This is a genomic window from Sphaerisporangium rubeum (assembly GCF_014207705.1).
GTDB classification, from domain to species: Bacteria; Actinomycetota; Actinomycetes; order Streptosporangiales; family Streptosporangiaceae; genus Sphaerisporangium; species Sphaerisporangium rubeum.
Window position 1 is genome coordinate 2,305,287 of sequence record NZ_JACHIU010000001.1, and the last position, 15,300, is coordinate 2,320,586.

General features: G+C 73.5%; 10 protein-coding genes. 4 read left to right on the forward strand and 6 right to left on the reverse strand.

From position 1 onward, the window contains the following. Positions 1 to 86 precede the first annotated feature (86 nt). Positions 87 to 2,588, reverse strand: a complete 2,502-nt coding sequence (locus BJ992_RS09830; RefSeq protein WP_184979677.1) for a DNA gyrase/topoisomerase IV subunit A — start codon at positions 2,586 to 2,588, stop codon at positions 87 to 89. A 188-nt stretch (positions 2,589 to 2,776) separates the two neighbouring features. On the opposite strand from BJ992_RS09830, the gene BJ992_RS09835 reads away from it, so the two are divergent. Then, the gene (locus BJ992_RS09835; RefSeq protein WP_184979679.1) at positions 2,777 to 4,957 is read left to right on the forward strand and encodes a DEAD/DEAH box helicase; all 2,181 of its coding nucleotides are present in this window, start codon (positions 2,777 to 2,779) and stop codon (positions 4,955 to 4,957) included. 190 nt (positions 4,958 to 5,147) lie between these two features. Here BJ992_RS09835 and BJ992_RS09840 read toward each other — a convergent pair whose 3' ends face one another. After that, complete coding sequence (locus tag BJ992_RS09840; protein ID WP_184979681.1) at positions 5,148 to 5,798, reverse strand: SgcJ/EcaC family oxidoreductase; 651 nt, start codon at positions 5,796 to 5,798, stop codon at positions 5,148 to 5,150. 492 nt (positions 5,799 to 6,290) lie between these two features. Further along, the gene (locus BJ992_RS09845; protein ID WP_184979683.1) at positions 6,291 to 7,184 is read right to left on the reverse strand and encodes a carbohydrate kinase family protein; all 894 of its coding nucleotides are present in this window, start codon (positions 7,182 to 7,184) and stop codon (positions 6,291 to 6,293) included. Positions 7,185 to 7,337: 153 nt separating this feature from the next. Between BJ992_RS09845 and BJ992_RS09850 the strand changes: the two genes are divergently transcribed. The 3 genes from BJ992_RS09850 (at position 7,338) to BJ992_RS09860 (ending at position 11,586) form a co-directional block, all read left to right on the forward strand. After that, entirely contained in the window at positions 7,338 to 9,974 is a 2,637-nt protein-coding gene (locus tag BJ992_RS09850; protein WP_184979685.1) for a GNAT family N-acetyltransferase, read from the forward strand. Between the two features lie 195 nt (positions 9,975 to 10,169). Continuing rightward, positions 10,170 to 10,760, forward strand: a complete 591-nt coding sequence (locus BJ992_RS09855; protein WP_184979687.1) for a DUF5998 family protein — start codon at positions 10,170 to 10,172, stop codon at positions 10,758 to 10,760. Then, positions 10,747 to 11,586, forward strand: a complete 840-nt coding sequence (locus BJ992_RS09860) for a rhodanese-like domain-containing protein (RefSeq protein WP_184979689.1) — start codon at positions 10,747 to 10,749, stop codon at positions 11,584 to 11,586. The genes BJ992_RS09855 and BJ992_RS09860 overlap by 14 nt, the downstream gene beginning before the upstream one ends. 91 nt (positions 11,587 to 11,677) lie before the next feature. On the opposite strand, the gene BJ992_RS09865 is transcribed toward BJ992_RS09860, so the two are convergent. From BJ992_RS09865 to BJ992_RS09875, 3 genes are read right to left on the reverse strand one after another with little or no spacing between them, the layout of a single operon-like run. After that, on the reverse strand, positions 11,678 to 14,218 hold the full coding sequence (locus tag BJ992_RS09865) for a CHAT domain-containing protein (protein WP_184979691.1): 2,541 nt from the start codon (positions 14,216 to 14,218) through the stop codon (positions 11,678 to 11,680). Further along, positions 14,215 to 14,757, reverse strand: a complete 543-nt coding sequence (locus BJ992_RS09870) for a hypothetical protein (RefSeq protein ID WP_184979693.1) — start codon at positions 14,755 to 14,757, stop codon at positions 14,215 to 14,217. Before BJ992_RS09870 ends, BJ992_RS09865 begins: the two co-directional genes overlap by 4 nt. Continuing rightward, positions 14,754 to 15,278, reverse strand: a complete 525-nt coding sequence (locus BJ992_RS09875; protein WP_246496592.1) for an RNA polymerase sigma factor — start codon at positions 15,276 to 15,278, stop codon at positions 14,754 to 14,756. Before BJ992_RS09875 ends, BJ992_RS09870 begins: the two co-directional genes overlap by 4 nt. Between the last annotated feature and the right edge of the window lie 22 nt (positions 15,279 to 15,300).

Genomic DNA, 15,300 nt, shown 5'->3' on the forward strand with positions numbered 1-15,300 from the left:
CGCCGACCGGCCGCCTGCCGATCGGCCCCATGGCGCGAGCGGACCCGGCGCGCCGACTGCCGAGTGCGGCGCGCCGGGGACGGCCGTCAGTCGGTCTCCTCCACGGCAGGCACGCCGAGCCCCGGTGCCGGGATGGCCACGGCCCCGAGCGCGCCGCCGAGTGCGGCGATCGGATGGGGGAGCGCCGTGCCGGACCCGTCGCGGCGGCCGAGCTCGGACGGCAGCGGCACCGGCTTGCCGGTCGAGGACACAGCCTTGACCGGAGCCGGGCCGGCCCAGGCGAGGATCAGGCGGTCCTCACCCTTGAGGAACCGCTGCGCGCGGACCCCGCCGGTGGCGCGGCCCTTGGGGGGGAACTCGGCGTAGTCGGCGATCTTGACGCCGCTCGTGCCGGTCCCCGGCAGCGCGTCCGCGGCCCCGGCCACGGTGACCACACGGGACTCCTGCGCGGCGTCGACCGCGCCGAACCAGATCACCCGTGCGCCGTCCCCGAGCCGTATCCCCGCCATGCCGCCGGCGGGCCGGCCCTGGGGACGCACCGACGAGGCGGGGAACCGCAGCAACTGCGCGTCCGACGTGACGAACACCAGGTCGTGCTCCTCGGACGTCAGCTCCACGGCCCCGACCACGGTGTCCCCCGGTTTGAGGCCCATCACCTCGAACTCGTCCCGGTTGGCCGGGTACTCCGGCACCACCCGTTTCACGTTGCCCTGCGCCGTGCCGAGCGCCAGCCCCGGCCCGGACGGATCGAGCGACCCGAGCCCGATGACCGTCTCACCCGCCGACAACGTGACGTACTCGCTCACCGGATGCCCCCCCGACAGCGACGGCGGTGAGCTGGACGGCGGCAGCGTGGGCAGGTCGACCACCGACACCCGGATCAGCCGTCCGGCCGAGGTCACCACCCCGACCTCTCCGCGCACCGTCGTGCGCACCACCGACACCAGCACGTCGTGTGAGGACCGCTCCTCTCCCGCGCCGAGCGGCTCGGCGCCGCTGGTGCGGGCCAGCAGGCCGGTGGAGGACAGCAGCACCAGGCACGGGTCGTCGGCGACCTCCAGCGGGATGCCGCCGGCGACCGGGACGGCGTCCGCCTCCAGCAGCACGGTGCGCCGCGGCGTGCCGTAGGTCTTGGCGACGTCCTTCAGCTCGGCCGACACGACCTTGCGCAGGCGGTCGTCCGAGGACAGGATCGCGGTCAGCTCGGCGATCTCCGCACGCAGGGTCTCGCGCTCGGTCTCCAGCTCCAGCCGGTCGTACTTGGTGAGGCGGCGCAGCGGCGTGTCGAGGATGTAGGAGGCCTGGATCTCCGACAGGTCGAACACCTGCGTCAGCCGCGCGCGCGCGTCGGCGGTGTCCTCGGAGGAACGGATGACGGCGATGACCTCGTCGATGTTCAGCAGCGCCACGATGAGGCCGTCCACCAGGTGGAGCCGGTCCTCGCGCTTGCGCCGCCGGAACTGCGACCGCCGCCGCACCACGTCGATGCGGTGGTCGACGTACACCCGCAGCAGCTCGCGCAGCCCGAGCGTGCGCGGCTGGCCGTCGACCAGCGCGACGTTGTTGATGCCGAACGTCTCCTCCATCGGCGTGAGCCGGTACAGCTCGGCGAGCACCGCCTCGGGATGGAAGCCGTTCTTGATCTCGATGACCAGGCTCAGGCCCTTGTGCCGGTCACTGAGGTCCTTGAGGTCGGCGATGCCGAGCAGCCGCTTGGACGTCACCAACTCCTTGATCTTGGTGACGACGCGCTCGGGCCCGACGTTGAACGGCAGCTCGGTGACCACGATGCCCTTGCGGCGCGGTGTGACCTGCTCGATCGTGGTCCTGGCCCGCATGCGGAACGTGCCACGGCCCGACTCGTACGCGTCGCGGATGCCGGCGAGGCCCATGATCAGGCCACCGGTCGGCAGGTCGGGGCCGGGGACGAACCGCATCAGATCGTCAAGCGTGGCGTCGGGGTGGTCGATCAGGTGGCGCGCCGCGGCGATGACCTCGTTGAGGTTGTGCGGCGCCATGTTGGTCGCCATGCCGACCGCGATGCCGGCCGCGCCGTTCACCAGCAGGTTGGGGAAGGCGCTCGGCAGGACCGTCGGCTCGGTCTCCTGGCCGTCGTAGTTGGGCTTGAAGTCGACGGTGTCCTCGTCGATCGACTGCACCATGAGCATGGCCGCGGGGGCCAGCCGCGCCTCGGTGTACCGCATGGCGGCCGGCAGATCGTCCGGTGAGCCGAAGTTGCCGTGGCCGTCGACCAGCGGCAACCGCATCGAGAACGGCTGCGCCATGCGCACGAGCGCGTCGTAGATCGCCGTGTCGCCGTGGGGGTGGAGCTTGCCCATCACGTCCCCGACCACACGTGAGGACTTCACATGCCCCCGGTCGGGCCGCAGGCCCATCTCGCTCATCGAGTAGAGGATGCGGCGCTGGACCGGCTTGAGGCCGTCGCGCGCGTCGGGCAGCGCGCGCTGGTAGATCACCGAGTATGCGTACTCGAGGAAGCTGGTACGCATCTCGGCCGACACGTCGATGTCGACGATGCGTTCCTCGAAGTCCTCGTCCAGCGGGGGTGCGGTGTTCCGTCGGGCCATATCGAACATTGTGCCGAAGACCGGAACCCCTACGCGACTCGGCGCCGTTTCACCCCCATACGTACCGCGCTCTCCGGGTCTCTCCGGGTCTCTCCGGGTCTCTCCGGCCACGAGGCCGTTCGCGGCCTCCGTCCACAGGCTCGCGCACCTGCCGCCGGAGTGTCCCCCGGACCTGGTAACAAGGACCCATGGCCACCTCACCCGACCCCACCCGCCCCGAGACCCCGCGCGTGGCCGCCGGTCACGACCCGGACGGCGACCTGCGCGCCGAGGCCGAGGCGAGGCTGCGCGCGCTCGCGGGGGAGCACGCCGTGCTGCGCGAGGACCAGTGGACGGCGATCCGCGCTCTGGTCGTCGATCGCCGCAGAGCGCTGGTGGTGCAGCGCACCGGGTGGGGCAAGTCCGCGGTCTACTTCGTGGCCACCGCGCTCCTGCGGGCCCGCGGCTCCGGGCCGGCGGTGATCGTCTCCCCGCTGCTCGCCCTGATGCGCAACCAGATAGCCGCCGCCGAGCGTGCCGGTGTGCGGGCCGCCACCGTCAACTCCGCCAACGTCGACGAGTGGGACCGCGTGCACGACGACGTGGCGCGTGGCGCCGTCGACGTCCTGCTCGTCAGTCCCGAGCGGCTCAACAATCCCGACTTCCGCGACCAGGTGCTGCCGGGCCTCGCCGCGAACGCCGGCCTGGTCGTGGTGGACGAGGCCCACTGCATCTCCGACTGGGGCCACGACTTCCGTCCCGACTTCCGCCGCATCCGCACCCTGCTCGCCGCGCTGCCCTCCGGCACCCCCGTCCTCGCCACGACGGCCACCGCCAACGCGCGCGTCACCCGCGACATCGCCGAGCAACTCGCCTTCGAGGCCCGTGACGCCGCGGGGGCCGGGGAGCCGGTCCCGGCGAACGGCGGCACGCTGGTGCTGCGGGGCCCGCTGGAGCGCGAGAGCCTGCGGCTGAGCGTCGTGCGCGCCGCCACGCCGGAGCAGCGGCTGGCGTGGCTGGCCGGAGCGCTGCGCGAGATGCCGGGGTCGGGGATCGTCTACACCCTCACGGTGGCGGCGGCCCAGGAGGTCGCGGCCTACCTGCGGGAGCAGGGGCACAAGGTCGCGGCGTACTCGGGGCAGACCGATCCGGCCGAGCGCGTGGAGGCCGAGCGAGCGCTGCTGGCCGACGAGGTCAAGGCCCTGGTCGCGACGTCCGCGCTCGGCATGGGCTTCGACAAGCCCGACCTCGGTTTCGTCGTCCACATCGGCGCGCCGCAGTCCCCCGTGGCGTACTACCAGCAGGTCGGCCGGGCCGGACGCGGGGTGGAACGCGCCGAGGTGATCCTGCTGCCGGGCCCGGAGGACCGGGAGATCTGGGCCTACTTCGCCTCGCTGGCCTTCCCGTCCGAGACCGTGGTCCGCGCCACCCTGGCGGTGCTGGCCGAGCACGGCGGCACCATGTCCACCGCCGCTCTGGAGACCGGCGTCGACCTCAGCCGCACCCGCCTGGAGACCATGCTCAAGGTCCTGGACGTGGACGGCGCGGTCCGGCGGGTGCGCGGCGGCTGGCAGGCGACCGGGGTGCCGTGGTCGTACGACGCCGAGCGGTACGCCAGGGTGGCCGCGGCCCGCGCCGACGAGCAGCGCGCCATGCTCGACTACATCGCCACCGGCGAGTGCAGGGAGCGCTTCCTGCGCCTCCACCTGGACGACGACACCGCGGTCCCCTGCGGCCGCTGCGACAACTGCACCGGCACCCGGCGCACCGCGGAGGCCGAGCCCGCGGCGGTCAGCGCCGCACGCGAGCGGCTGCAGCGTCCCGGCGTGGAGATCGAGCCGAGGAAGATGTGGCCCACGGGCCTGCGCGACCTCGGGCTCTCCGGCCGCATCCCCGCCGGCCTCACCGCCGAGCCCGGCCGCGCGCTCGGCCGTCTCACCGACATCGGCTGGGGCCACACCCTGCGCCGCCTGCTGTCCGCCGGCACCCCCGACGGCCCCGTCCCCGATGACGTCTTCGACGCCGTGGTCCGGCTCCTCGCCTCCTGGGACTGGCGGGAGCGTCCCACCGGCGTCGTCACCATGCCGTCGGCGACCCGGCCCACCCTGATCGCCGACCTCGGCCACCGCCTCGCCGCCATCGGCCGCCTCGCTCACCTCGGGTCCCTGACCTACCTCCACGGCCCACCCGGCCACCAGCACAACAGCGCGCAACGCGTCAAAGCCCTGCGCCACACTCTGGCCCCGCCGTCCGCCGACCTGACCGCCGGCCCCGTCCTGCTGATCGACGACCACACCGACACCGGCTGGACCCTCGCCTACGCCACCACCCTCCTGCGCGGCTCGGGAGCCCCTGCCGTCCTGCCGCTGACCCTGGCCACCACGACCTGACCGGCACGGTCGCCGGCGCCTGGCGGCGCCGAGGGGATCATCACCGGTGTCTCCCTCGGCGCCGCCGTACGGCCGGTCCCCCGGCAGGCGGTCGCGGCCACGGGCAGGTTCCCGTCCGACCGGGCTTGCGGTCGGCGGTCGCGGCCACGGGCAGGTCCCCGTCCGGCCGGACTTGCGGTCGGCGGTCGCGTTACCGGTGAGGCCGGATGAGGGTGTTCTGGAAGGAGGCGATCTGCCAGAGGCCGGAGTTCTTCACCGCCACGTTGGTGTTGATGGAGAGGGTGTCCGGACGGCAGGCCGTCTCCTTGTTGTAGAGCACGCAGCTCTTGCGCACGATGATCGCCATGGTGGGGGAGACGAACCGGATGCGCTCGTCCATCTCCAGCAGGCGGGTGTTCTTCAACTGGGTGTTGAAGTACTGCTGGAGCTTGGTGGTGATGGTCTGGCGGCTGTGGAGGTGCTCGCCGAGGATGTTCACCAGGTCGGCGTCGGGAGTGTAGATCGACGCGTAGCCCTTGGCGTCGCCGTGGGCCCAGGCGGTCTCCTGGCGCCGCCGGATCTCGGCGAAGGCCGCCAGGTCCGCTGGGGTGTACCAGACGGGGGCGAAGCGGATGTCGTCGTCCGGCGCGGTCGCGCTCGCGGTGAGCGGTGCTGTGGTGAGCACGGCGGTGAAAGCCGGTGCGGCGGCGAGCGGGGTGGTGGAAGCCGGTGCGGCGGTGGCGAGGGCCGTGGTGAACGGTGCGGTGGTGGCGAGGGCGGCGGTGGTGCCGGGTGCCGTGAGGCCGAGGCCTCCGGCGATCACCAGCAGGATCGCCTTACGTCCGTGGCGACGAATGCCCATTGTTCCTCCCATCCGAAGCCGGCCGCGTCGAGGCGTCCTTGTACGCCGATCGGCCGGCGGTGGAAACCAGCACGTGCGAGTACGCCGGCCCGGGATCACGGGCGACGTGAACACATGAAGATCACCGGAGGGTTGCTGGACCGCGGAGTCCGTGTGGTGAGAGGGTTCGACGGCCGGCGGTCCCGGCATCTGGTGTCGTGGAACGTGGTTTTCCTAGGAAAGGCACGCCGTTTCAGAAGGCATGCCGATCACATCCCCCTTTGCGAGAAACCTCGGTACCTGTCTTACCCCGAATGGCGCATTAACCACATACGTGGAGAATGTCGGATTTGATACCTATGGCCGTTCTCGGCGGTGAACGCCGCCATTTGATCGGCAACGGCGGCCTTGGCCGCGCATCAGGGTCCGGTACGGCGGCGGCCGGCGCGGCGCGACGGGGTCGGCCGCAGGGGTGTGGTCATGGCCCGTCGCGCCGCGAGACGCGGCGCGGGATCAAAGACGGGGACGTGCGCCGAGGTTGCCGATGGCCTTGGCGGCCAAGGCGTTGCCGGCGGCGAGCGCGTCGGCGGGCTGTTTGCCTTCCAGCCAGGGCTGGAGGAAGCCCGCGGCGAACGCGTCGCCGGCACCGGTGCCGTCCACCACACGCTCGATGTGGTCGGCCGGGACCCGCACCGGCTCGGGCCGGTTGTTGGTGTACCAGAGCGCGCCTTCGGCACCCATCTTGATCACGACCTGGGGGAACCAGGCGGTGAGCACCTTGGCGGCGGAGGCGGGGTCGTCGCGGCCGGTGAGCACCTTGGCCTGGGCCTCGTTGAGCAGCAGCAGCTTGGCGCTCTGCGTCCACTCCAGGAAGGCTTCGGCGCCGGTGCGCTCAAGTGGCGCGGCGGAGGCGCAGTCGACCGAGATGGACATGCCGGCCCGGCGTGCGAGCTCCAGTGCGGCGAGCCCGGCGTCGCGGGAGCCGTCGTTGAGCAACGTGTATCCCGAGACGTGCAGATGGCCACCTTGCATGAACAGGTCGCGCGGCAGGTCGTCGGGGGAGAGCGCCGCGTTGGCGCCGGGGTCGGAGAGCAGGGTGCGCTCACCCTTGTGGGTGACCAGCACCACGCAGGTGCCGGTGGGACGCTCGGGATCCATCACCAGACGGGCGTCGACGCCGTACCCCATCAGCTCCATGTCCCGGTTGCGGCCCGTGATGTCGGCGCCGCGGCGGCCCACGAAGGCGACTTCCGCGCCTTCGACGGCCAGCCAGGAGGCGATGTTGGCCCCGGAGCCGCCACCGTGCATGGTGACGACGGCCGGAGTGTCGCTCGCCCGGGCGAGGGGGTAGCGGGCGCGTGCGACCGCATCGGTCATCAGATCGCCCACCACGACAACCCGCGTCATGATGTCACCACCTTGTTGGCACTACAGGAGGCTGCTGACAGAAAACCTAACAGCTTCAAGCCGGGGCGTGGGGCATAGAGCGGACACGCGGGCACAGTCGATGCACAAGCGTTGCTGAACAATCCCGACATAGTGCGCCTTAGTCTCATCAATGTGGAACCTCAGTACCCCGCGCATTGGGAGGCCGACGTCGTCCTGGCCGACGGAGGGACCGCGCACCTGCGCCCCATCCGTCCCGAGGACGCCGATCTCCTCCGTTCGTTCTACTCCCGTCTGTCCGATCAGTCGATCTACTTCCGCTTCTTCGGCCCCCGTCCCAGACTGTCGGACCGCGAGGTCACCTGGTTCACCACCGTCGACTATGTGGACCGCGTCGCGCTGATCGCCACCCTCGGCGCCGAGATGGTGGCCGTCGTCCGCTACGACCGCGTCGCCGACCAGGAGGCGGAGGTCGCGTTCCTGGTCGAGGACGCGCACCAGGGCAGGGGAGTGGCGTCGGTGCTCATGGAGCACCTGCGCGCCGCGGCGCGAGAACGCGGCATCACGACGTTCGTGGCCGACGTGCTGCCGTCCAACAGCCGGATGACGGCCTTCTTCCGCCAGGCGGGGTACACCGCGCGCAGCCGGTTCGCCGACGGGGTCGTGCGCATGACGCTGGACCTCGCGGCCACCGAGACCTCCCGCGAGGTCACCATGGCCCGCGAGCACCGCGCCGAGGCCCGCTCCATCGAACGGCTGCTCACCCCGTCCTCGGTCGTGGTGATCGGCGCGGGACGCGAGGCCGGCGGCATCGGCCAGACCGTGCTGCGCAACCTGCTCGGCGCGGACTTCAACGGCCCGGTGTACCCGGTGCACCGGGAGGTCCGCGCCGTGGCCGGGGTTCGGGCCTACAAGAGCGTGTCGGCCATCGACGAGGACGTGGACCTCGCCGTGGTCGCGGTGCCGGCCGACAGCGTGCTCGACGTCGTGGAGGAATGCGCGCGCAAGGGGGTCAAAGGGCTGATCGTGGTCTCCTCCGGGTTCGGTGAGACCGGGGCCGCCGGCCGGGAACGGCAGGACGAACTGGTGCGCATCGCTCGCGCGCACGGCCTCCGCGTCGTCGGCCCCAACTGTCTCGGCATCGCCAACACCGACCCCGCGGTACGCCTGAACGCCACCCTCGCCGCGCGGCTGCCCGGACGGGGCCGCGTGGGGTTCTTCAGCCAGTCAGGCGCGCTCGGCACCGCGCTGCTGCAACGGGTCGCGCAGCGCGGCATGGGGATCTCGACGTTCGTGTCGGCGGGGAACCGGGCCGACGTATCGGGCAACGACCTGCTGCAGTACTGGGAGGAGGACCCGGCCACCGACGTGATCTTGCTGTACCTGGAGTCGCTCGGCAATCCGCGCAAGTTCGCCAGGCTGGCCCGCCGCACGTCCCGCGTCAAGCCGATCGTGGTGGTCAAGAGCGGCGGCATGACGCAAGGGGTGCCGGTGGGCCACGCCGCCCCCGAGCTGCGGCTGCCCGACAGCGCGCTCACCGCGTTGTTCGAGCAGGCCGGGGTGATCCGGGTCGACGACCTCACCCGGCTGTTCGACGTGGCGCAGCTTCTGGCGTACCAGCCGCTGCCGGCCGGCCGCCGGGTCGGTGTGGTCAGCAACTCCGACGCGCTGGCGCTGCTCGCCGTGGACGCCTGCCTCGCCGCCGGGCTGGAACCGAGCCCCGCGGCCAACCTCGGCGCGCGCGCCGGGGCCGCCGACTACCGGCGCGCGCTCGCCGAGCTGCGCGACCAGGTGGACGCCGTCGTCGCGATCTACATGCCGCCGGTGCCTGGCAACGCCGCCGAGGTGGCGGCCGAGCTGGTCCGCGCGGCCACCGAGTCGGGAAAGCCGCTGCTGGCGACCTTCGAGGGTCGTCTCGGCATGCCGGAGGAGCTGCGCGCCGCCGGGGAGGCGGACACGGCGACCGGCCCGGCGAAGGGTTCGGTGCCGTCGTACCCGGCCCCGGAGGAGGCCGTGCGGGCCCTCGCGCACGTCGTCCGCTACGCCTGCGGCCGTGAGCGCGCGCCGGCCGCGCCTTCGCGGCCCGACGGCATCGACACCGCCGGCGCGCGGACGCTGGTGGCCGAGGCCATCGCGTCGGGACCGGCCGGCGAGATCGACGCCGCCGGGCTGCTGGCCAGGTACGGCGTGGAGGTCTGGCCGGCCGTGGCGGCGGCCTCGCCTGACGAGGCGGAGGCGGCGGCGGAGAAGCTCGGGTGGCCGGTGGCGCTGCGGTCCGCCGACCCGCAGGTCGCGCACCGGGCCGGCGCGGTACGGCTCGGCCTGGCCGGCGCCGATGACGTGCGACGGGCCTTCGAGGAGCTGTCGGGCCTGCTCGGGCCCGGGGTCCGGCTCGCGGTGCAGCGTATGGCGCCGCAGCCGGCGGTCGGCGTGGTGGTGCGGGCCGTGGACGACCCCGACTTCGGCGCCGTGGTGTCGTTCGGCCTCGGCGACGCCACCGCGCGGCTGCTCGGCGACGAGGCGTACCGGCTGGCGCCGCTCACCGCGCGGGACGCGGCGGGCCTGGTGCGGTCGGTGCGGGCCGCGCCGCTGCTGTTCGGCGGCCACGGGTACCCGCCGGTCGCGGTGCCGGCGCTCACCGATCTGCTGCTGCGGGTGGGGGTGCTGGCCGACGAGCTGCCCGGTGTGACCCGGCTCGACCTCGATCCGGTGCTGGTGTCGGCGGACGGCGTGTACGTCCTCGGCGCGCGTGCCGCCGTACGGCCGCCGATCTCGCCGCGGCCCGACCACGGGCCCCGGCGCCTGCGCTGAGCTGTGCGCGAAATGACCGGAAACGGACAGTCAACGAAACGGATGTGACCTCTGCGACGGGACGCCGGTCTTGATGCCGAGGAGAAGAAGCGGCGCACCACCGGTAGTCCCCACATACTTCTTAATTAGGACATGCCGGTCACAGTGGTCGGTCGCGAGGTGAAACACCGTGCCCGGACAGGGCAGGATGGACCTATGAGGGAAACCCGAGTCTCGGCCGCTGGTTTGCGCGAGGCCATCGAACGCAGCGGTTACTACCCCGATCTCGTCGCCGACGCCGCGGAGTCCGCGCTAGGCAAGGAGCCGGTGACGGCGTTCGTGGTGCATCACGAGGCCACCTTCGACCCCGCGATGGAGGTGCGCAGACACGTCACCGTCGTGGTCCTGTCACCCACCCGGCTGCTGGTCTGCCACACCGACGAGCACCCACCCGCGGACGGCATGCCGACCTCGCACGCGTCCACCACCACAGAGGCCGTGCGTCTCAGCCGCGTGCAGTCCGTGGCGGTCACCAGGGTCGTCCCCGACCCCGCCTCCTACGTGCCGGGGGTCCCGCCGTCGGAGGTCACCCTCACTATCGGCTGGGGAGCGATCTCCCACGTGGACCTGGAGCCCGCCACCTGCGGGGACGAGAACTGCGACGCCGACCACGGATACACCGGCGCCATCACCGCCGACGACCTGTCCCTGCGCGTCAGCGAGGCCGCCGACGGCCCCGAGGCCGTCAACAACGTCCTCGCGTTCGCCAAGGCGCTCTCGGAGGCGACGGCCCGTGCCAACGGCTGACCCGTCCCCGCTCGTCACCGCCGCCGGGCTCGCCGCGGAGCTTCGTGAGGGTGAGATCACCCTGCTCGACGTCCGCTGGCGGCTCGGCGGCCCGCCGGGCATCGAGTCCTACCGCGAGGGCCACATCCCCGGTGCGCTCTTCTGCGACCTGGACCACGACCTCGCCGCTCCGCCGGGTCCCGGCGGACGTCACCCCCTGCCGTCCGGTGAGGACTTCCAGGCGGCCATGCGCCGCCTGGGGGTCTCCGCGTCCCGGCCCGTCGTCGTCTACGACGAGGCCGACTCCACCTCAGCCGCGCGCGCCTGGTGGACCCTGCGCTACTTCGGCCACCCTCGCGTCCGCGTCCTGGACGGCGGCCTGCGGGCCTGGGCCGAGGAGTCCCTCCCCGTGACCAAGGAGATCCCGCCGCCTCCGCCTCCCGGCGACTTCGCCGCCGTCCCCGGCGGCATGGACATCCTCACCCCCGAGCAGGCCGCCGCCGTCGCCGGTGACGGCGTGCTGCTCGACGCGCGCGCCGCCGAGCGGTACCGCGGCGAGGTGGAGCCGGTCGATCCCGTGGCCGGTCACATCCCCGGCGCCGTCAGCGCACCCACCATGGAGAACGTCGAGCCCTCCGGCCGCTTCCACTCACGTGAGTTCCTGACCGAACGCTTCAACACCCTCGGCGCCGTCCCCGGCGTCCCGGTGGGGGCCTACTGCGGCTCAGGCGTGACCGCGTCCCACCAGGTGCTGGCCCTGACGATCGCGGGCCTGCCGGCCGCGCTCTACCCCGGCTCGTGGTCCCACTGGGTCACCGACCCCGCAAGGCCCGTCGCCACCGGCTGACCGGCCGGCGGGCGGCCCGGAGAGCCGAAGCACACGGAGCCGGCACGGTGGCCCGCGCGGACGGCCACCACCGCCGGCTGCGTGGCCGGTGTCACTGTGTCGCCACCGGCCGGCCGGTCAGCGGACGGCCGAGGGAGCCGAAGCACATGAAGCCGGGTACGGCGGTGCGCTCGCCGGCGGCGGCCAGGGCCTCGGCGGGGCCGCCGCCACGTGCTAGCAGCGAGTGGAAGGTCGTCATGAGCGCGTGGGCCTCCTCGTCGCGCACCGGTAGCAGCCCGGCGACGACACAGGCGGAGCCGCGGTCGAGGAAGGCCCCCGGCAGGCCGAGCGGGGTGCCGTCCACCGGTGCGTACGCCATGCCGGCGTCGCAGGCCGACAGCACGACCAGCCACGGCACGCGTGCCAGCGCGAGGACGTCGTAGGCCATGAGCGGGCCGTCGTGCAGCGCGACGCTCGACAGAAGCGGGGAACGTGCGCAGAAGCGGCCGTGGGCCGCGATGTGAGCGACGCCGGCCTCGCCGAGTGCGTCGAGCACCCCGGACACGGTGGCCGCCTCCTCAGGCGTCTCAGACCGGTCAGACGGGACATGCGGGTCATGCGGATCAGACGGCTCAGGCGCGCGGTGGACGCGGCGGACGGCGGCGGCCTCGGCGGCGGCGTGCGCGAGGCCGGGACCGGCTACGGCGATCACGTGCGGGGACGGGCCCACCGGGGGGCGGCGCGCCGCGGCCAGCCAGGAGGCGGCGCTCGCGGCGACGCAGAGGGGTCGGCCGCGTAACGGGGGGAGCGCCGGCCACGGCACCGTGTGCAGGGCCCCGGTGGGGACGAGTACGAGCGGACGGTCGCCGATGTCCCTGGCCAGCGGGCCGAGAAGTTGCGCGGCCAGCGCCGCCGCGGCGGGGTGCCACGCGGGACTCGCCGGCGTGAGCCTGTGATCTCTGCCGCGGAGCCGATCCGGGCCGGCCGGGTCAGCGGTGGCGCGGCGGAGAGCATGGCGCAGGCGGAGGGTGGCCTCGGTGGCGGTGGTCAGCGAGCCGAGGCGGCGCAGCGCGCAGTGGCTCTCGGTGACGACGACGGCGGTCAGCGCGTCGCCGTGGCGGACGAGCTCCACCAGCGCGGCGCCGCGCAGCGCGGGCCGCAGGTGGTCGGGGGTCACCCGGCGTGTGCGGCGACCCCGGGCCAGGGCACGCCAGTGCTCGGCCCAGGCGAGCACCGGTTCCGGCTCGTCGTCCAGCAGGGCCAGGCCGAGGCCGAAGTCGGCGAGGCGCTCACCGTCCCGCACGGCGTGCGCGCGGACGGCCGGGTCGGCCAGCCGGTCGTTGCCCTCTGTCGCGGCGCGCAGCCCGGCGCGCAGCTCGGCCTGAGCGCCGGGGATGTCGCCGTCCAGGCAGCGGTTCAAGGCGGCGGCGTGGCGCAGCACCACCCGGTGCGCTCTGGCGGCGGGCCGGCCGCTGAGGACGTGCGCCAGCTCGGCACGGGTGTCCGCGATCTTGCCGAGGGTAAGGGTCGTCTCGGCCGTCGTGAGCCGTAACGCCGCCGCGGGGCCGGCCCAGCCGTCGGCGGCGAGCCTGGCGGCCAGAGCGCGTGCCTCGGTGAGCGACCTGGCGGCGTGCGCGGGGTTCTCGGCCTGCCTGGCGCGGAACATGGTCTCCTCGGCCAGCGACACCCAGGTGAGACGGCCCTGCGCGGTCAGCTCGGCCGCCGCGTGAACGGCGGTCACGTACGCCTGGCGCGGGTCACCCTGCAAGAGCTCGATCTGGGCCAGCACCAGGCGCGACTCGGCCAGGGTGACCTGGGCCCCGGCCGCCGTCAGGTCGGGGACGGCTTGCGCGAGCACCGCGCGGGCCTCACCGGGGAGGTGCGCGGCGAGCAGCGCGTCGGCGAAGTCGGCGCGCATGGCGGCCAGCCGCTCGGGGTACGGCGCGAGCGCCGTCACCGCGCGCCGGTAGGCCGTGAACGCGGACGCGATGTCGCCGCGCTTGGTGGCGACGAACGGAAGGTTCGCCTGCGCCAAGGCGGAGACGTGGTCCAGCCCCGCGGCCCCCGCGGCGGCGGCGCACGCCGCGAGATCGCGGGACGCCGCGTCGTACCGCTCCAGGTAGGTCAGCGCGATCCCGCGGTTCAGCAGGGCTCCGGCGAGGAACTTGGGGTCCCCGGCGCCGGTGAGCGCGGTGACGGCCGTGTCGCACCGTGCGACGGCCTCGGCGTGCCTGCCGAGCCGCACCAGCGCGACGGCGCGCTGCACGCCGAGCCTCGCGAGGTCGAGCCCGGCCAGGTGTCCCTCGGCGGCGTCCGCGACCTCAAGGGCCCCGAGCGGGTCGCCGAGGTCGGCGAGGATCGGCACCAGCGACAGCCGGGCCTGCGCCGCTCGGGACGGCAGCCCCTCCGCCGCGTCCACGGCTCTGCCGAGATGCTCCGCGGCGAGCGCCAGCCGTCCGAACTCCCGCGCCGCGAGCGCCAGCGCGCGGTGCGCCACCGACTCGGCCTCCGCGCACCGGACCGTGACAGCCCGCGCCAGCACGTCCCCCGCCAGCCTCCGCGCCGCCGAAGGATCGGCCCCGCACAGCCGCACCGCCTCCTCCGCGGCGGTGACCAGCTCACGGCCGAGCGTGCCTTCAGGCCGTCCCGTCATCGCACGCGGTGCCAGCGGGTGGCGACCGGCGGCAGTTCGGGGCGATGGCAGACGACGCTGAGCCAGCCGTGCGGCAGGCCTGTGGTCGCGAAGTCACCGGAGCCGGCGGGGAAACGGACCTTGCTCAGGTACGGCGTGCGGATCTCGACCCGTGTTCCCGCCTGCGGCGCGGGGAGGATCTGTCCCGCGAGGTCGAAGTGCTCTGCGTACACCGTGACCTCCAGGTCGAAGGTGATCTCACCGGCCGCGAACCGCAGGAGCCGGGTCCCCGCGTCCTCGTGGTCGGTGAGCGACGTCTCCGCGCCTCGCCGCGGCGCGGCCATCCCCCGGTGGCCTCCATCTCCCTGGACCGGCACGGGGAGCGCCATCACCGCACCCGGCAACCGCAACGCGTGCACGGCACGCGCGTCGGCCCCCACCCGCGCCGGCACGGGGTCGGTCCCCGCCGCGATCCGCAGGGCCGCGAGGAGATATTCGTCGCCGTCGATGACAGTGCCTTCCTGTTCGCGTGGCCGCCGGGACTCCGGTGGTGACGTCATGGGTTCTCCTGCTGCCAGATGGCGCGAAGCTGCGCGAGGCAGCGGCTCCGTGTGGGGCCGATGCTGCCGATCGGCATGTCCAGGTGGTGGGAGATCTGGGTGTAGCGGGCCTCCGGCGCGGTGGCCATCAGGCGCAGGAGAGCGGGACAGGGGGACCGGAGGCGTTTGACGGCGGACCAGAGGCGGTGGGCCTCGTCGGTGTCGAGGACGGTGGTCATGGGATCGGGGGTACGGGGAGCGGGGAGGTCGTCGGGGAGGCCGGGGTGGTGGCGTGCGGTGTGGCGGGTCATGCGGCAGGCCTCGTTGCGGGTGACGGTGACGAGCCAGGCGCCGACGCGGGCGGGGTCGCGGACGGTGTGGTGGTGCTCGGCCAGGCGGAGCCACGCGGCCTGGACGGCGTCGGAGGCGTCGGCGGCGCTCAGGCCGAAGGCCCGGGCCACGGCCCACATGCGGTGGCCGTAGCGGTCGACCAGCTCTCGCCAGGACCGTTCGTCGAGGAAGTCATGAGACATGGGGGTCATCGAGGAAGTCATGAGACATGGA

Bases quoted from the DNA above. Each gene is read 5' to 3' on its own strand.
- BJ992_RS09830 (WP_184979677.1), bottom strand. From the start codon at position 2,588: ATGGCCCGACGGAACACCGCACCCCCGCTGGACGAGGACTTCGAGGAA.
- BJ992_RS09835 (WP_184979679.1), top strand. From the start codon at position 2,777: ATGGCCACCTCACCCGACCCCACCCGCCCCGAGACCCCGCGCGTGGCC.
- BJ992_RS09840 (WP_184979681.1), bottom strand. From the start codon at position 5,798: ATGGGCATTCGTCGCCACGGACGTAAGGCGATCCTGCTGGTGATCGCC.
- BJ992_RS09845 (WP_184979683.1), bottom strand. From the start codon at position 7,184: ATGACGCGGGTTGTCGTGGTGGGCGATCTGATGACCGATGCGGTCGCA.
- BJ992_RS09855 (WP_184979687.1), top strand. From the start codon at position 10,170: ATGAGGGAAACCCGAGTCTCGGCCGCTGGTTTGCGCGAGGCCATCGAA.
- BJ992_RS09865 (WP_184979691.1), bottom strand. From the start codon at position 14,218: ATGACGGGACGGCCTGAAGGCACGCTCGGCCGTGAGCTGGTCACCGCC.
- BJ992_RS09870 (WP_184979693.1), bottom strand. From the start codon at position 14,757: ATGACGTCACCACCGGAGTCCCGGCGGCCACGCGAACAGGAAGGCACT.
- BJ992_RS09875 (WP_246496592.1), bottom strand. From the start codon at position 15,278: ATGACCCCCATGTCTCATGACTTCCTCGACGAACGGTCCTGGCGAGAG.